The sequence below is a fragment of the Pseudomonas tohonis genome (genome assembly GCF_012767755.2).
GTDB lineage: Bacteria > Pseudomonadota > Gammaproteobacteria > Pseudomonadales > Pseudomonadaceae > Metapseudomonas > Metapseudomonas tohonis.
The window spans coordinates 1,614,986-1,631,107 of sequence record NZ_AP023189.1 but is presented as its reverse complement, the minus strand read 5'-3'; the positions used below and the strand labels follow the sequence as shown (position 1 = coordinate 1,631,107).

The window sequence follows — 16,122 nt, the reverse complement described above, 5'->3', positions numbered from 1 at the left end:
TTTCGGGGCCGTTTTCGTTGGTGCCGGAAACAAAGGCCGGGAGCCATACCGCAGGTTGGCGCCGAGCGCAGCGAGGCCCGACAGCACGCTGCCCGGCCCCGCTGCGTTGGGCTTCGTGCCTCAGCCCAACCTACGAACTCATCGTGCAAACCCTTTCGCGGTTGAAACCGCTCCCACAAGGCGCGCCCCTCCCCAGGCTGGGCAGGAGCCCTACAGCCTATCCAGCGCCTGGCGGCTGCGCTCGAACCAGTCCAGCAGGTACTCCAGCAGCACCTGGGTGCGGCGTGGCAGGCCGCCCTGGTAGGGATGCACGAGGAACACCGGTGACTGCCGCGTCTGGTAGCCGCGCAGCAGCCACACCAGGCGCCCATCGGCCAGCTCGTCGTGCAGCATGTAGGACGGCAGCCGGGCGATGCCGGCCCCGGACAGCGCCGCCTTCTTCAGCAGGCTGTAGTGATTGCTCGCGAGGTTGCCCGCCACCTTCACCCGCTCCAGCTGGTGCTGGCGGTGGTAGAGCCACTCCTCGTAGCCGGCATAGTGGGTGTTGAGCAGGCACTGGTGCCCGCCCAGTTCCGCCGGCGCTTTCGGCTCGCCGTGGCGGGCCAGGTACGCGGGCGCGGCGCAGGTGATCTCCTCCAGGGAGAACAGCGGCCGCGCCACCAGGCGCTCGTCCAGGTGCGGACCGGAACGCACGCCCAGGTCGTAGCCTTCGGCCACCAGGTCGCGGTAGCTGTTGCTCAGGTCCAGCTCCACCCGCACCTCGGGATGGCGGCGGGTGAACTCCAGCAGCAGCGCATCGAAGAAGGTCTCGCCCAGGGACACCGGCACGGTGATGCGCACCCGCCCGGCGATCTCCTCCTGCAAACGCTGCACCGCCTGGCGTGCCCGGTTGGCCTGGGCCAGCAGCGCCTGGGCCTCGGGCAGCAGCGCGGCGCCGGCGGCGGTCAGGTCCAACCGTCGCGTGGTGCGGTGCAGCAGGGTGGCGCCGAGCCCCGCTTCCAGCTGACGGATACGCTTGGACAGCTGCCCCTTGCTGCAACCCAGGCGCTCGGCGGCGCCGGTGAAACTGCCCACCTCCAGCAGCACGGCGAAGGCCGCCAGATCCTCCATCTCGCTCATGAAGAGCCCCTCACTGTTTCCATATGAGAACCACAGGTTTCCGATTGCCTGGATTATCGACAACAAAAGCGACTCTACACTGGCTTCAGTCATCCACACACACAGGAATCGACCCATGAAGATCATCCTCATCGGTGCCAGCGGCACCATCGGCCGGGCCATCGACGACGAACTGAAAGAGCGCCACGAGATCATCCGCGTCGGCCACAGCAGCGGCGACTTCCAGGTGGACATCCGCGATGCCGCGTCGATCCGCCGCCTGTTCGAGCAGACCGGCCGCTTCGACGCATTGATCAGCGCCACCGGCAAGGTGCATTTCGGCGCCCTGGCGGAGATGGGCGAGGCGCAGTTCGCCGTGGGCCTGGCGGACAAGCTGATGGGCCAGGTGAACCTGGTGCTGATCGGTCGCGAATTCGCCAACGACGGTGCCTCCTTCACCCTCACCTCGGGCGTGCTCAGCGACGACCCGATCCGCGCCGGCTCCTCGGCGAGCATGGTCAACGGCGCCATCGACAGCTTCGTGAAAAGCGCCGCCATCGAGCTACCCCGTGGCCTGCGCATCAACAGCGTCAGCCCCACGGTGATCGAGGAAGCCCTGCCCTCCTACGGCCCCTTCTTCCGCGGCTACAAGGCCGTGCCCGCCGCCCTCGCCGCCCTGGCCTATGCCAAGAGTGCAGAAGGCGCGCAGACCGGCCAGGTGTATCGCGTCTGGTAGGGCTCAGGCCTCGCCGGCATAGCACACCGGCGAGGCGGACGGACCTTCGCGGTCCAGCTCCTCCTCGAGGAACTCGGCCAGCACCCGGGCGTTGTTGGCCTGCTCGTCCTTGGCAGCGAAAAGCAGCGTCAGCCGACCTTCCCGGGCCATCTGCAACAGGCCCTGCCAGTGCTCGGGGTGGGCCGCGAGTTCGCCGCGATAGCGCAGGCGAAATTGATCGAACAGCGCCGGGTCGTGGCAGAAACCCCGGCGCAGCTCGGTCGAGGGCGCCACGTCGCGCAGCCAGGCATCGAGCGCCAGCGCCTCCTTGCGGCAGCCCCGTGGCCACAGCCTGTCGACTAGCACCCGACGCCCATCGTCGTCGCGCCTCTCCTCGTAGACCCGCCTGCACTGGATCATCGTGCCTCCCTTGAGATAGTCGATGCGCCCCGGTAACGTGGCCGCTTCCTTAAGGAGGCCCCCCGAATGCGCGTTGTCCGCCCACTGCTTTTCAGTCTGCTCCCCCTCTTCGCCGGCTGCCAGGTGTTCTCCACCGACGACGCCCCCGCGCCGCTGGCACCGCGTACCCAGGGTGAACTGAGCGCGGACGCCGGGCGCCTGCTGTTGCGCCCCTGCTCCGAGCAGCGGCGCTTCGTGGTCGCCGACAGCGGCGCCACCGGCATCCTCCAGGAAGCCGCCACCCTGCTGGACGACGGCCCCGGCCCGCTGTTCGTCGACCTGCGCGGCAACCTCGGCGCCGCCCAGGGCGCCGACGGCCAGATGGACGTTACCCAGCTCTATCGCCTGCAACGCGAAGGCCACGGCTGCGAGGACCTGAACTTCAAGCGCCTGCTGCTGCGCGCCAGCGGCCACGAGCCGGAGTGGAACGTCAACGTCAACGCCAAGGGCCTGGTGCTGGAGCAGCTCGGCCAGGAGCCCGTCGCCCTGCCCTACATGGAAGAGCAACTGCCCCACGGCCGCTTCAACCTCACCAGCGAAGCCAACGGCAAGCGCATCGAACTCTGGGTCGCCCCGCAGCGCTGCGTCGACTCCATGAGCGGCTCGGTGCAGCATCTGACCGCCGAACTGCGCCTGGACGGCAAGCCCCTGCGTGGCTGCGCCTATTTCGGCGGCTCGCGCAACGAGTGACCGCCACCCGGCCGACCCGGGCCGGGCTCCTTTCTCCCAGCACTCTCGGCCGCGGCCACCGGCCGGCCGGGGCGCACGGGCCGCCGCCAGCTCCTAAGCTTGTGCAAGGACAAGCAGAAGGAGAACGTCATGCTGCGCATCGCACTGAATGGATATGGCCGCATCGGTCGCGCCCTGGTCCGCGCCCTGTTCGAACGGGGCCTCGACGCCCGCGTCCGGATCGAGGCGATCAACGACCTCGGCGACGCCGCCACCCTCGCCCACCTCACCCGCTTCGATTCCACCTTCGGCCGCTTCGCCTGCCCCGTGAAGCTGAACGGCGACCGCATGGACATCGGCCTGCAGTCGATCCGCCTGCTCGCCGAACGCGACCCGGTGCGGCTGCCCTGGAGCGAACTGGGCGTCGACCTGGTGCTGGAGTGCTCCGGGCGCATGAAGAGCCGTGAGCAGGTCGAGCGCCACCTGGCCGCCGGCGCCCCCCGGGTGCTGCTGTCGCACCCGCTGGACAGCGCCGACCTGACCCTGGTCTATGGCGTCAACCACGCCCTGCTGGGCGACCAGCGCATCGTTTCCAACGCCTCCTGCACCACCAACTGCCTGGCCCCCCTGGCCCAGGTGCTGCACCAGGCGTTCGGCATCCGCAGCGGCCTGGTGACCACGGTGCACGCCTACACCAATGACCAGAACCTGCTGGACAAGACCCACGACGACCTCTATCGCGCCCGCGCCGCCGCCCTGTCGATGATCCCCACCGGCACCGGCGCGGCGCGCGCCATCGGCCTGGTCATCCCCGAGCTGGCCGGGCGCCTGGACGGCATGGCGGTGCGGGTGCCGACGCCCAACGTCTCGCTGGTGGACCTCTCCTTCATCGCCGAACGCCCGGCCAGCCGCGAGGCGGTCAACGCCGCCCTGCGCGAGGGTGCCGCGCGGATGCCCGCCGGGGTGATGGAATGCAACGAGGAGGCGCTGGTCTCCACCGACTTCAACGGCCACCCGGTCTCCTGCGTAGCGGATCTCGGCCACACCCGCGTGCAGGGCGAACTGGTCAAGGTGCTGGCCTGGTACGACAACGAATGGGCCTTCGCCAACCGCATGCTCGACGTGATGCTGGCCTGGCTGGAGCGCTGAGCCTCAACCCACCCGCAGGTGGCAGAGCGTCGTGCGCCGCGAACCGGTGGCACGGCGCTCGGGGTCATCGAAGGTGCGCACCTCGCGGAAACCCGCCTTGCGCATCATCCCGGCAGAACCTGCGTTTTCCTCGTGCCGCTCGATGAACACATCGCCCACGCCCTGGGCCGCGAGGCGCTCGACCACCGCCGCCAGCAACCGCGAGCCCAGGCCGCGCCCGGCCAGTTCGCGGTGCACCACGGCCTCGCAGATGTAGGCACGGGGCAGGTCGCCACGCGTCCCGTCCTGGTCCTCGGCGAACGCCTCGCACCGATGGAAGGTGACGAAGCCGGCCAGGCGTCCCGCCTGCTCGGCCAGGCACGCCTGCACGCGCCCCTCGGCGATACCGCCCAGGTGTTCGCGCACCTCGGCTTCGGGCAGGAAGTTCCAGGGGTTGGGACCGTGCTCGAAGATGAAGCCGGCGAGCGATTCGATGTCCTGCGCCCGGGCAGCGCGCAGCTGGAAGCCGGCCGTCATCTCAGAGGCCGGCCAGCTGGATGGAGCCGGGCAGCGCCGCGCCCTGCTCCGCACAAGCCGTGATGGTCGCGATCAGGGGGGCCAGGTCGTAGCCCTGGGCCTGCACCCAGGCATCGTCGTAGTAGGTGGTGGCGTAGCGCTCGCCGCCGTCGCAGAGGATGGCGACCACCGAGCCCTTCTCCCCCGCCGCGACCATGCGCAGGCCCACCAGCAGCGCGCCCACCAGGTTGGTGCCGCTGGACCCGCCGACACGCCGCCCGAGGCGCTGGGCCAGGTAGCGCATGGCGGCCAGGGACAGCGCGTCCGGCACCTTGGCCATGGCGTCGATCACCTCCGGCAGGAAGGACGCCTCCACGCGCGGCCGGCCGATGCCCTCGATGCGCGAGCCGCAGTCCAGGGTCAGGCTGCGGTCGCCGCTGCGGTAGGCATCGAAGAACACCGAGCGCTCGGCGTCGGCGCAGAACACCCGGGTGCGGTGCTGGCGATAGCGCACGTAGCGGCCCAGGGTGGCCAGGGTGCCGCCGGTGCCGGGGCTGGAGACCAGCCAGGCTGGCTCGGGGAAATGCTCGTGGCGCAGCTGCTGGAAGATCGACTCGGCGATGTTGTTGTTCGCCCGCCAGTCGGTGGCCCGCTCGGCGTAGGTGAACTGGTCCATGAAATGGCCGCCGCTTTCGCGGGCCAGGCGCTCGGATTCGGCGTGGATCTGCGTCGGGTCGTCCACCAGGTGGCTGCGCCCGCCGTAGAAGGCGATCTGGGCGATCTTCTCCCGCGAGGTGGACGCCGGCACCACGGCGATGAAGGGCAGGCCCAGCAGGCGGGCGAAATAGGCTTCGGAAATCGCCGTCGAACCGCTGGAGGCCTCGATCACCGGCGCCCCCGGCTTCAGCCGGCCGTTACACAGCGCGTAGAGGAACAGCGAGCGCGCCAGGCGGTGCTTGAGGCTGCCGGTGGGGTGGCTCGACTCGTCCTTGAAGTACAGCTCGATACCCGGAAGGCCGGGGAGCTCCAGGGGAATCAGGTGGGTGTCGGCGCTGCGCTGGAAGTCCGCCTCGATGATGCGCAGGGCTTCGCGGGTCCAGCTACGGATGTCTTGCATGACGACCTCTCAGTCCAGGATGCCGGCGGGCGCCGGAGGAGCGCTGCGCCACTGGCTCAGGGCCACCCCGGCGAAGACCAGGGCGGCGGCGCCGAGCTGCATGGGGCTCAGGCGCTCGTCCAGCAGGAGCATGGCGAAGATCAGGGTGAACACCGGGATCAGGTTGATGAACCCCGATGCCTGGCTGGCCGGCAGGCGGCCCACGCCAAAGTTGTACAGCCCATAGGCGCCGACGGTCACGACCACGCCCAGGTAGAGCATCGAGCCGATGGCCAGTGCGCCGGGCGCTTGCGGCAGCGGCGCGGTCAGCGCGGCGACGGGCAGGAAGAACAGCGCGCCGATGAACGCCTGCATCGCGGTGAGCAGGAACACCGAATAGCGCGCCGACAAATGCTTGAGCAGCAAGGTGTAGCCGGTGGCGCAGACCATGGCGAGGAATTCGTAGAAGTTGCCCAGCAACGGCGCCGTGGCGTGCGCGTCCGCCTCGCCGGCCAGGCTCAGCCACACGGCACCGGCCACCGCCAGGAGGAAGCCCGCCAGGGTGGTGCGGGTGATGCGCTCACGGAGGAAGGCGTAGGCGCCGACCGCCACCAGCAGCGGCAGCGGCAGCAGCGCGGTGATCATCCCGGCCTGGGCGGCACTGGTGTGCTGCAGCGCCAGGGCCTCGAAGATGAAGTACAGGCAGGGTTCGCAGGCGGCGAGGCCGAGGAAGTATTTCCAGTCCCCGGGCCGGGGATCGCACTCACCGCGCCAGCGCCACGCGAGCAGGAAGACCAGGCTGCCGAAGGCCATGCGCGCGAAGATCACCCACATGGGCGCCACTTCGCGGAAGGCCAGCTTGAGGGCGATGAAGGAGCTGCCCCACAAGGCCATGGCCAGGACCAGGCAGGCGACCGCCACCCAACGACCTTGCTGCGCCATCGCCTGCCTCCGGGAAAATCACAAGTCTAGGCGCCGGGCCGGCGCCATGACAGGCACAGCGAGGGGATAAAACTGTTACTGCTCCCAGGGCTTGCCACGGGTGCGCGGCGTCAGCGGCAACTGCTGCAGCACCGCCGCCTTGGCCAGCATGTAGGCACTGACCGGGGCACTGATGAAGAGGAACAGGCTGATCAGCAGCTCGTGCAGGCTGAGGCCTTCGCGGGTCGCCGAGAAGTAGATCAACGAGGCCACCACCAGGCTGCCCACGCCCAGGGTGGTCGCCTTGGTCGGCCCGTGCAGGCGCATGAAGAAGTCCGGCAGGCGGAACAGGCCGATGGCACCGATCAGCACGAAGGCCGCGCCCAGCAGGAGGAACAGCGAGATGAGGATCTCGACCCAGAGGGCCAGGGGCTCGGCGTTCATTCGATGATGTCTCCTCGCAGCATGTACTTGGCCACCGCCACGGTGCCGACGAAGCCGAGCACGGCGATCAGCAGCGCCACTTCGAAGTAGAGGGTGGTGCCCTGCCAGATGCCCAGCAGGATCAGCAGGGCGATGGCGTTGACGTAGAGGGTGTCCAGGGCCAGCATCCGGTCCGGCAGGCAGGGGCCACGGACCAGGCGGGCCAGGGTCAGCAGCAGGGCGAGCACCAGCAGCCCGAGGCACAGCGGGATCACGTAGGCGAGCATGGGAAGACCTCCTTCAGGGGCGCCTCGTAGCGCGACTTGATCTCGGCGATCAGCGCCGCCTCGTCCGGCACGTCGAGGGCGTGCACCAGCAGGGTCCGGCGGTCCGCCGAGAGGTCGGCGGAGACCGAGCCCGGGGTCAGCGAGACCACGCACACCAGCATGCTGATGGCCATCTCGTTGTCCAGGTCGATGGGCACCTCGACGAAGGCCGGGCGCAGCCTGTGCAGCGGGCCCAGGGTCTGGCGCGCGACTTGGAAGTTGGCCACCAGGATGTCCCACATCACCAGCAGCACGAAACGCACCAGCAGGGTCGGGTGCCATTCGCGGGGGCGCTCGATCATCAACGGGTTGCACAGCAACGGGATGGCCACGCCGAGCAGGCCGCCCAGCAGCCAGTGGCCGAGGGCGACGGAGTCGACCAGCAGCAGCCACACCAGCAGCAACAGCAGGCTCATGGTCGGATGGGGCAGGAGGCGACGGATCATGGCGTCGCTCCTGGCAGGCTCACCTGCCGGTAGAGGTCGACGTCATGCAGCTGCACGGCGGTGGCCTGCACGTAATCGAGCAGCGGCGCGGCGAAGGCCACCAGCAGCAGGGCGGTGGCGAGCAGCGCGAAGGTCGCCAGCAGGCGGCCACGGTCCAGCTCGGCGCTGCCCAGCACGTCGTTGCCTACCCGCCAGAACAGTGTGCTGCCGGCGCGGCTGAGGGCGACCAGGCAGAGCAGGCTGCCACCGAGCAGCAACGACCACAGCAGCGCCGCCTGCACGCCAGGCGCCACCGCCTTGAGCAGCAGCACCTTGCCGATGAAACCGGACAGTGGCGGTAGGCCGGCCACGGCGATGGCGCCGAAGAAGAAGGCGCCGCCCAGCAGGTGCGGGTTCATCAACGCCGGCCCTTGCACCAGCAGGCCGGCCTTGTCGCCGCGCTGACGGGCGATCAGGTCGGCGAGCAGGAACATCCCGCCCGCCACCCAGGTGCTGTGCAGCAGGTAGAACAGCGCCGCCGCCAGGGATTCGGGCGTGCCCAGCGCGACGGCGGCCAGCAGCGTGCCGGCGGAGAGCAGCACCAGGTAGGCCACCAGCGCCGGCAGGCGGGTGGCGGCGAGGGCGCCGATCGCCGCAAGCGCCATGGTCCCCAGGGCCAGGGGCCAGAGCCAGGCGAGGGCGAGGTCCGCCAGTTCGCCGGCCCCGGTGCCGAACACCAGCAGGTAGATGCGCACGATGGAGTAGACGCCGACCTTGGTCATGATCGCGAACAGCGCCGCCACCGGCGCGCTGGCGGCCGAATAGGCACGCGGCAGCCAGAAGTGCAGCGGCAGGAGCGCGGCCTTGAGGGCGAAGACCACCAGCAGGAGCAGGCCGGCGGCGGCCAGCAACGATGCGCTGTCGGCATCGGCCTGGGCCACCTTGGCGGAAAGATCGCTCATGTTCAGGGTGCCGGTGACGCCATAGAGCACGCCGATCGCGATCAGGAAGAAGGCCGAGCCCACCAGGTTGAGCACCACGTAGTGCAGCCCGGCACGCACCCGCTCCGCGCCGCCGCCGTGGAACAGCAGCGCATAGGAGGCGATCAGCATGATCTCGAAGAACACGAAGAGGTTGAACAGGTCGCCGGTCATGAAGGCGCCGTTGATGCCCAGCAGCTGGAGTTGCAGCAGCGCGTGGAAGCGCAGGCCGCGACGGTCGTCGCCACGCACCGCATAGAGCACCACGGCACTGCCGAGCACGGCGGTGGCCAGCAGCATCAGCGCCGCGAGGCGATCGAGCAGCAGGACGATGCCGAACGGCGGCTGCCAGCCGCCCAGGGCGTAGACCTGCAGCTGGCCGTCGTCGGCGCGGGCCATCAGCAGCAGCGCCAGCGGCACCAGGGCCAGGGTGGCGATGACCGAGATGGCGCGCTTGAGCCGCTCCAGGGACGGCAGCATCAGCAGCAGCGCCCCGGCGAACATCGGGATCAGGATCGGCAGGATGGACAGGTGACTCATCGCCCCTCCCCGTCCGCGCGGCCATCCACGTGGTCGTTGCCCAGCTCCCCCACGCCGCGCAGCGCCAGGGTCACCACGAAGGCGGTCATGGCGAAGCCGATGACGATGGCGGTGAGCACCAGCGCCTGGGGCAGCGGGTCGGCGTATTGCCCGCCGCTGCCGATCACCGCGGCGTCGCCGGCGAGGCGCCCCATGGCGAAGAGGAACAGGTTGACGGCGTAGGACAGCAGGGTCAGCCCCAGCACCACGGGAAAGGTGCGAGCACGCAGCAGCAGGTAGATGCCGCTGGCGGTGAGCAGGCCAAGGGTGACGGCGAACAGGGCCTCCATCAGTGGATCTCCTCGGTGATTGGCGGGTGCAGGCTGAGCTTGCCGAGGCCGGCCAGCATCAGCATGACGGCCCCGACCACGGCCAGGTACACGCCCAGGTCGAAGAACAGCGCGGTGGCCAGCTCGATCTCACCCACCAGCGGCAGGCGGAAGTGGTCGAAGGCCGAGGTCAGGAAGGGGGCGCCGAACACCAGGCTGCCCAGCCCGGTGAGGCCAGCAATCATCACCCCGGCACCGGCCATGCGCTGGTAGCGCAGCGGTCGACGCGACTCGACCCAGGCCGAGCCGCTGGCGATGTACTGCAGGATGAGCGCGGAGGCGGTGATCAGCCCGGCGATGAAGCCACCGCCAGGCAGGTTGTGCCCACGCAGGAAAATGAAGGCGGACACCAGCAGCGCCAGGGGCAGCAGCAGGCGCGAGAGGGTCTCGAGGATCAGTGGCCGGCTGGAGCGCGCCCAGTTGCGGCCCTGGGGATCGCAGGTGGGGTTGGTCAGGCGCAGGCCGGAAAGCAGCGCATGGACACCGACGGCGGCGATGGCCAGGACGGTGATCTCGCCCAGGGTGTCGAAGCCACGGAAGTCCACGAGGATGACGTTCACCGCGTTGTGCCCGCCGCCACCGCCCACGGCGTTCTCCAGGAAGAAGTCGGCGATGGTCTGGTAAGGCCGGGTCATCACCGCATAGACCAGCACGCCGACCACGCTGCCCCCGCCGAGTGCCAGCAGCAGGTCGCGCAGGCGGCGCGTCATCGAGCTTTCGCGGGGGGTGCGCGAGGGCAGGTAGTACATGGCCAGCATCAGCAGGACCATGGTCACCACCTCCACCGAGAGCTGGGTCAACGCCAGGTCGGGAGCGGAGAAGCGGGCGAAGGCCAGGGCCACCAGCAGGCCGCCGACACCCAGCACCAGCAGGGCCACCAGGCGCTGGCGGTGGAACACGGCCGTGAGCACCGCAGTCGCCGAGAGCACCAGCATGCCCACGAGGGCGGCGCCATCCAGCGGCATCGGCGGGCGCGAGCCGGTCAGGTGGGACAGCGGCCACAGCGACACGCCCACCACCACCAGCGCCGCCAGCACCAGCAGGGCCAGGTAGCGCTGTTGCGAGCCGTTCTCCAGGCATTCGGTCAGGCGGGTGGCGCCGCGCACCAGGCGCTGCATCGCCGCCTCGAACACCAGCTTGGCGTCGGCGTCGGGCAGCCCCGCGTACCAGCGGAACAGCGGCTTGCGCCCGACATAGAGCAGCACGCCGCCAAGCAGCGCCACGCAGCTCATCGCCAGCGGCAGGTTGAGGCCATGCCAGATCGCCAGGCTGTACTCGGGCAGCTCGCCCCCCAGGCTGGCACCGGCGGCCACGGCGAGCAGCGGCGCCACGGTGAAGTTGGGCGCCATGCCCACCAGCACGCAAAGCGCGACGAGGATCTCCACCGGCACCTTCATGTAGCGCGGCGGCTCATGGGGCGGGAATTTCGGCAGCGGCTTGGGCTCACCATTGAAGAACACGTCATGCACGAAGCGCAGCGAATAGCCCACGGAGAACACGCCCGCCAGGGTCGCACCCAGCGGCAGCAGCCAGTGCAGGCCGCCGGCCATGTCCTGGCTCAGGGCCTCGCCGAAGAACATCTCCTTGCTGAGGAAGCCGTTGAGCAGCGGCACCCCGGCCATCGCCAGGGAAGCCACCATCGCCAGCACCGCGGTGTGCGGCAGGTAGCGCCACATGCCGTTGATCAGGCGCATGTCGCGGCTGCCGGTCTCGTGGTCGATGATCCCCGCGGCCATGAACAGCGAGGCCTTGAAGGTGGCGTGGTTGATGATGTGGAACACCGCCGCGACGTTGGACATCGGCGAGTCGAGGCCGAACAGCAGGGTGATCAGGCCCAGGTGGCTGATGGTCGAATACGCCAGCAGGCCCTTGAGGTCGTGCTGGAAGAGCGCCATCGTCGCGCCCAGCAGCAGGGTCGCCAGGCCGCTGATGCTCACCAGGTAGAACCACCAGTCGGTGCCGGCCAGCGCCGGGTAGAGCCGCGCCAGGAGGAAGACGCCGGCCTTGACCATGGTCGCCGAGTGCAGGTACGCGGACACCGGGGTCGGCGCCGCCATCGCGTGGGGCAGCCAGAAGTGGAAGGGGAACTGCGCCGACTTGGTCAGCGCGCCCAGCAGCACCAGGCACAGCAGCAGCGGATAGAGCGCGTGGGCGCGGATGAGGTCGCCCGCGGCCAGCACGTCGCTCAGCTCGAAGCTGCCGACCACGTGGCCCAGCAGCAGGATGCCCGCCAGCAGCGCGAGGCCTCCGGCACCGGTCACCGTCAGCGCCATGCGCGCGCCCTTGCGGGCGTCCGAGCGATGGCCCCAGAAGCCGATGAGCAGGAAGGACGACAGGCTGGTGGCCTCCCAGAACACCAGCATCAGCAGCAGGTTCTCCGAGAGCACCACGCCGAGCATCGCGCCCATGAACAGCTGCAGGAAGGCGAAGAAGCGCCCGATGGGCTCGCGCTCGGAGAGGTAATAGCGCGCGTAGAGGATGACCAGGAGGCCGATTCCGAGGATCAGCAGCGCGAAGAGGAAGCCCAGGCCATCGAGGCGCAGGCTGAAGTTCAAGCCCAGGCCGGGCAGCCAGGGCAGGACCAGCTTCAGGGTCTCCCCGGCCAGCACGCCGGGCGCCAGGGTCAGCAGCAGGACCAGGCCTGCCAGCGGTGCCAGGGCAGCGGCGAGCGACGCCTGGTTACGTCCCAGGCGTTCGGCGAACAGGGGCAGCAGTGCGCCCAGAAAAGGCAGCGCGACAATCAGCGCCAGATACATCGATGATCCTCCTTACTTGGCCTCGTCCAGCGCTGAGGACCGGCGTGGCGAAACTCGACGATTATCCATAACTATCGATTGCCGAACATGCATTGAATTATTTCAAAAAACTAGCAAAAGCCCGCCGCCTCCGGAAGAGGCGATGCGCATTGCTGCGCGGCCCCCCTCTTCCGGAGGTGGCACGGGAGAGTAGAGACGAAACGGGGAGGATTCGCCCGTGGCGGGCGAACCGGGATCAGTGGGAGACGCGGCTGGTACCGTTGACGGTCATGATGCGCACGCGCTCGCCTACACGGAAGATTTCGTTTTCCTGCACTTCCTGTACATAGGCACGCATGGAGCCATCGTCCTCGCGAACGGTGATCTCGACGCCCTGGGTACGGGTCAGGCCTTCCTCGGTCGCGGCACCCAGCAGGCCGCCGGCGACCGCGCCGATAACCGCCGCCACCACGCTGCCACGCCCGCCACCGATGGCGCTGCCGCCGACGCCACCAACGACCGCACCGGCACCTGCGCCGATCGGGGTCTTGGTGCCTTCGATCTTCACCGGACGCAGCGACTCGATGGTGCCCATGCGCACGGTCTGCACCTGACGTGCTTCGTCGCGCGAATAGGTGTCTCCGGTCAGGCTCGACTGACAGCCGCCCAGAAGCATCGCTACCGCAGAGAACGAAGCGACTAGCAGAACGGATTTACGCATAGCATTTCCTCCAGATTGGATGCTCGTCCATTAGACTCCGCAGCTGCGGAAACTGTCACCCGGCGCCTGAACAAACTGCCGACCCGTTCAGTTTCCATACAGACTCCTCACTCGGACAACGCCGAAGCGCCCGGGTGCCGCCAGAGCAAGGGTAGTTCATGGATTATTTCATCATCGTCGTCACCACCGCAGCGGGGCTGTACTTCCACTGGTGGATCTACGTGCGCATCAAGCGCTGGATGGATCGCGACCTGGCGCTGTCGCTCGCCGGGGCGGATGCCGGGCGCCGCGACTACATGCTCGACCAACTGCAGGCCGCGCGTCGTGAGGGCGTGAAGCGCAAGGACCTGCCCGCCTGGCTCGAACAGGCCGCGCAGCGTTACCCCGGCGCCTGACTGCGCGCCGCCAGCGCCCAGAGCCGGGCGATGTCGGCGCTGCGTGCTTCCAGTTCCCCGGCGGCCACGGCCATCGCCCGATCCAGCGTCATCGGCCCGGGCACCAGGCTGAAGGCCGCCTCGATGCCCGCCTCGCGCAGACGCGGGTAGCCCTCCCCCAGGCTGCCCGCCAGGGCGATCACCGGGACGCCGGCAGCGCGCGCGATACGCGCCACGCCCACCGGCGTCTTGCCGTGCAGGCTCTGGGCATCCAGGCGCCCCTCCCCGGTGATCACCAGGTCGGCACCGACCACTGCCTCGGCCAACCCGGCCAGCTCGGCCACCAGTTCGATGCCGGGACGGAAACGTGCGCCGAGGAAGGCCCGCGCGGCGAAGCCCAACCCACCGGCCGCGCCGACACCCGGTTGGCGGCTGTGATCCTCGCCCAGTTCGGCGGCCACGACATCGGCATAGCGCTGCAGGGCTGCGTCCAACGCCTCGACCTGCGCCGGGCTCGCCCCCTTCTGCGGGCCGAAGACATGGGAGGCGCCGCGAGGGCCGCAGAGCGGGTTGTCCACATCCGCCGCCACATCGAACGCGACACCTGCGAGGCGTGGATCGATGCCGCTGCGATCGATGCATGCCAGCCCCGCCAATGCGGCGCCACCGGGCGCCAGCTCCTCGCCATCCGCGTCCAGCAGACGCAGCCCGAGTGCCCGCAGCAGCCCGGCGCCGCCATCGTTGGTGGCGCTGCCGCCGAGGCCCAGGGTGATGCGCGTCGCGCCGGCGTCCAAAGCCTCGCGGATCAGCTCACCGGTACCGAAACTGCAAGTGCGGGTGGCATCCCGCTCGGCCTGGGGCACCCGGTGCAAGCCGCTGGCGGCGGCCATCTCGATGATCGCGCCGCCCTCCCCCAGCCAGCCCCAGTGCGCCTCGACGCCGTCCCCCAGCGGCCCCCGCACGATGGCCGTGCGGCGCTCGCCGCCCGTGGCCGCGAGCACGGCATCAACCGTGCCCTCCCCGCCGTCGGCCATGGGGCGCAGCAGTACCTGTGCGGCCGGGTGCACCGACGTCCAGCCGCGCCCGATGGCGGCAGCCACGTCGGGCGCGCTCAGGCTTTCCTTGAAGGAGTCGGGGGCAATCACAATCTTCATCGGGTTACCTCGGGATGGGCCCGGAGCACCAGGCTCCGGGCAGTACTGCGGTCAGAGCAGGATCAGGCTGAGCAGCCAGGTGACGAGCATGCCGACGATGCCCTGCACCAGGGTCGCCAGGGTCTGCGCACGGTAGGCCAGGGACACCGGCATGCGGCTGAACTGGGTCACCACCCAGAAGAAGCTGTCGTTGGCGTGGGACACGGTCATGGCGCCCGCACCGATGGCCATCACGGTGAGCACGCGCCCCATCTCGCTGTCCAGGCCCAGCTGGCCGAGCAGCGGCGCCACCAGGGCGGAAGTGGTGACCAGCGCCACGGTGGTCGAGCCTTGCGCGGTCTTCAGCGCGGCGGCGACCACGAAGGGCATGAACAGGCCGATGCCCAGCGCTGACAGGGTGCTGCCGAGGTAGTCGCCCAGCGGGGTGACCTTGAGCATGGCGCCGAACGCGCCACCGGCACCGGTGATCAGCAGGATGGGCGCGGCGGACACGATGCCCTCCACCACGTGATCGTGGAACTCCTTGCGCTTGTCCTCGCTCTTGAGCAGCGTGCAGGCCAGGGCAACCCCCACCAGCAGGGCCACCACCGGCTGGCCGAGGAAGCTCAGCAGGCCGAAGACGGTGCCGCTGCCGAAGGGCTTGGCGGGGAACGCGGCGATGGAGCCCAGGCAGATCAGCAGGATGGGCACGAAGATCGGCGCGAAGGCCTGGAAGGCGCTGGGCAGCTTGCCGTAGCCGGCACGCAGCGCGGCGAAGTCCTGGTCCGCCGACAGCGGCAGGTGGTCGTCCTCCAGCTGCACCTCGCGACCGATGAAGCGGTTGGCCCACCACATGCCCGCCAGGGCGGTAGCCAGCGCCACCACCAGGCCGACGGCGATCACCAGCCCGAGGCTGGCATCCAGGCCGAGGTTCCCTGCGGCGGCGATGGGGCCGGGGGTGGGCGGCACGAAGGTGTGGGTGGCGTAGAGGCCGGTGGCCAGCGCCACGCTCATGGCCACGGTGGAGACACGCATGCGTGCCGCCAGGGCGTTCTTCAGCGAATTGAGGATGACGAAGCCCGAGTCGCAGAACACCGGGATGGACACCAGGTAGCCGATGATCGACATGGTCAGGGTGGGGAAGCGTTCACCCAGCAGGCGGATGACCGTCTCGGCCATGGTGATGGCCGCGCCGCTGCGCTCGAGGATCACGCCGATGACGGTGCCCAGGACGATGACGATGCCGATGTAGCCGAGGATGCTGCCGAAGCCGGTGGTGATGGTCTTGACGATCTCGCCGGTGGGGACCTGGTAGGCGAAGCCGGCGATGAAGGCCGCGGCGAGCAGCGCAAGGAAGGGATGCAGTTTGAAGCGGGTGGTGGACAGCACGATGAAGGCGATCAACGCCACCAGGATTAGGACCAGGCCCATGTGCGGACTCCTTAGTTGTTGTTATGGATGCCGGATAGCCGCCCGATTCTGCGCGATCCCGAGC

The 16,122-nt window shown here is 69.3% G+C and carries 18 protein-coding genes; 4 read left to right on the top strand and 14 right to left on the bottom strand.

Annotated features, from left to right (window positions below):
- Positions 1-210: 210 nt before the first annotated feature.
- Positions 211-1,119, bottom strand: coding sequence for a LysR family transcriptional regulator (locus HSX14_RS07560; RefSeq protein WP_173176361.1), 909 nt, complete (start codon positions 1,117-1,119; stop codon positions 211-213).
- Positions 1,120-1,234: 115 nt separating this feature from the next.
- Here HSX14_RS07560 and HSX14_RS07555 point away from each other — a divergent pair, with 115 nt between their 5' ends.
- Entirely contained in the window at positions 1,235-1,834 is a 600-nt protein-coding gene (locus HSX14_RS07555; protein ID WP_173176359.1) for a short chain dehydrogenase, read from the top strand.
- 3 nt (positions 1,835-1,837) lie between these two features.
- Here HSX14_RS07555 and HSX14_RS07550 read toward each other — a convergent pair whose 3' ends face one another.
- Positions 1,838-2,233, bottom strand: a complete 396-nt coding sequence (locus tag HSX14_RS07550) for a DUF488 domain-containing protein (protein WP_173176357.1) — start codon at positions 2,231-2,233, stop codon at positions 1,838-1,840.
- A gap of 66 nt (positions 2,234-2,299) precedes the next feature.
- Here HSX14_RS07550 and HSX14_RS07545 point away from each other — a divergent pair, with 66 nt between their 5' ends.
- On the top strand, positions 2,300-2,962 hold the full coding sequence (locus HSX14_RS07545) for a COG3650 family protein (RefSeq protein WP_173176355.1): 663 nt from the start codon (positions 2,300-2,302) through the stop codon (positions 2,960-2,962).
- Between the two features lie 129 nt (positions 2,963-3,091).
- Positions 3,092-4,090 carry a type I glyceraldehyde-3-phosphate dehydrogenase gene (gap, locus tag HSX14_RS07540; protein WP_173176353.1) on the top strand — a complete coding sequence of 333 codons (999 nt, stop codon included), beginning with the start codon at positions 3,092-3,094 and terminating at the stop codon, positions 4,088-4,090.
- Between the two features lie 3 nt (positions 4,091-4,093).
- On the opposite strand, the gene HSX14_RS07535 is transcribed toward gap, so the two are convergent.
- The 10 genes from HSX14_RS07535 to HSX14_RS07490 form a co-directional block, all read right to left on the bottom strand.
- On the bottom strand, positions 4,094-4,606 hold the full coding sequence (locus HSX14_RS07535) for a GNAT family N-acetyltransferase (protein WP_173176343.1): 513 nt from the start codon (positions 4,604-4,606) through the stop codon (positions 4,094-4,096).
- 1 nt (position 4,607) lies between these two features.
- Entirely contained in the window at positions 4,608-5,702 is a 1,095-nt protein-coding gene (locus HSX14_RS07530; protein WP_173176341.1) for a PLP-dependent cysteine synthase family protein, read from the bottom strand.
- 9 nt (positions 5,703-5,711) lie between these two features.
- Positions 5,712-6,623: a DMT family transporter gene (locus HSX14_RS07525; RefSeq protein WP_173176339.1), complete on the bottom strand. Its 912-nt coding sequence runs from the start codon at positions 6,621-6,623 to the stop codon at positions 5,712-5,714.
- A gap of 75 nt (positions 6,624-6,698) precedes the next feature.
- On the bottom strand, positions 6,699-7,046 hold the full coding sequence (locus HSX14_RS07520) for a Na+/H+ antiporter subunit G (RefSeq protein ID WP_173176337.1): 348 nt from the start codon (positions 7,044-7,046) through the stop codon (positions 6,699-6,701).
- Positions 7,043-7,312 (bottom strand): K+/H+ antiporter subunit F, encoded by a 270-nt coding sequence (locus HSX14_RS07515; protein ID WP_173176335.1) that lies wholly within the window; start codon positions 7,310-7,312, stop codon positions 7,043-7,045. The genes HSX14_RS07520 and HSX14_RS07515 overlap by 4 nt, the downstream gene beginning before the upstream one ends.
- Entirely contained in the window at positions 7,297-7,797 is a 501-nt protein-coding gene (locus tag HSX14_RS07510; protein WP_173176333.1) for a Na+/H+ antiporter subunit E, read from the bottom strand. Before HSX14_RS07510 ends, HSX14_RS07515 begins: the two co-directional genes overlap by 16 nt.
- Entirely contained in the window at positions 7,794-9,296 is a 1,503-nt protein-coding gene (locus HSX14_RS07505) for a monovalent cation/H+ antiporter subunit D (RefSeq protein ID WP_173176331.1), read from the bottom strand. Before HSX14_RS07505 ends, HSX14_RS07510 begins: the two co-directional genes overlap by 4 nt.
- Complete coding sequence (locus HSX14_RS07500; RefSeq protein WP_021219224.1) at positions 9,293-9,625, bottom strand: Na+/H+ antiporter subunit C; 333 nt, start codon at positions 9,623-9,625, stop codon at positions 9,293-9,295. Before HSX14_RS07500 ends, HSX14_RS07505 begins: the two co-directional genes overlap by 4 nt.
- Positions 9,625-12,420, bottom strand: a complete 2,796-nt coding sequence (locus HSX14_RS07495; RefSeq protein ID WP_173176329.1) for a monovalent cation/H+ antiporter subunit A — start codon at positions 12,418-12,420, stop codon at positions 9,625-9,627. Before HSX14_RS07495 ends, HSX14_RS07500 begins: the two co-directional genes overlap by 1 nt.
- A gap of 235 nt (positions 12,421-12,655) precedes the next feature.
- Positions 12,656-13,120, bottom strand: coding sequence for an outer membrane lipoprotein (locus HSX14_RS07490; protein ID WP_031287607.1), 465 nt, complete (start codon positions 13,118-13,120; stop codon positions 12,656-12,658).
- Positions 13,121-13,278: 158 nt separating this feature from the next.
- Between HSX14_RS07490 and HSX14_RS07485 the strand changes: the two genes are divergently transcribed.
- Positions 13,279-13,515 (top strand): hypothetical protein, encoded by a 237-nt coding sequence (locus tag HSX14_RS07485; RefSeq protein WP_173176327.1) that lies wholly within the window; start codon positions 13,279-13,281, stop codon positions 13,513-13,515.
- On the opposite strand, the gene HSX14_RS07480 is transcribed toward HSX14_RS07485, so the two are convergent.
- Both HSX14_RS07480 and HSX14_RS07475 read right to left on the bottom strand, forming a co-directional pair.
- The gene (locus tag HSX14_RS07480; protein ID WP_173176325.1) at positions 13,500-14,648 is read right to left on the bottom strand and encodes a glycerate kinase; all 1,149 of its coding nucleotides are present in this window, start codon (positions 14,646-14,648) and stop codon (positions 13,500-13,502) included. The genes HSX14_RS07485 and HSX14_RS07480 overlap by 16 nt on opposite strands.
- 51 nt (positions 14,649-14,699) lie before the next feature.
- Positions 14,700-16,058, bottom strand: coding sequence for a GntP family permease (locus tag HSX14_RS07475; protein ID WP_173176323.1), 1,359 nt, complete (start codon positions 16,056-16,058; stop codon positions 14,700-14,702).
- Between the last annotated feature and the right edge of the window lie 64 nt (positions 16,059-16,122).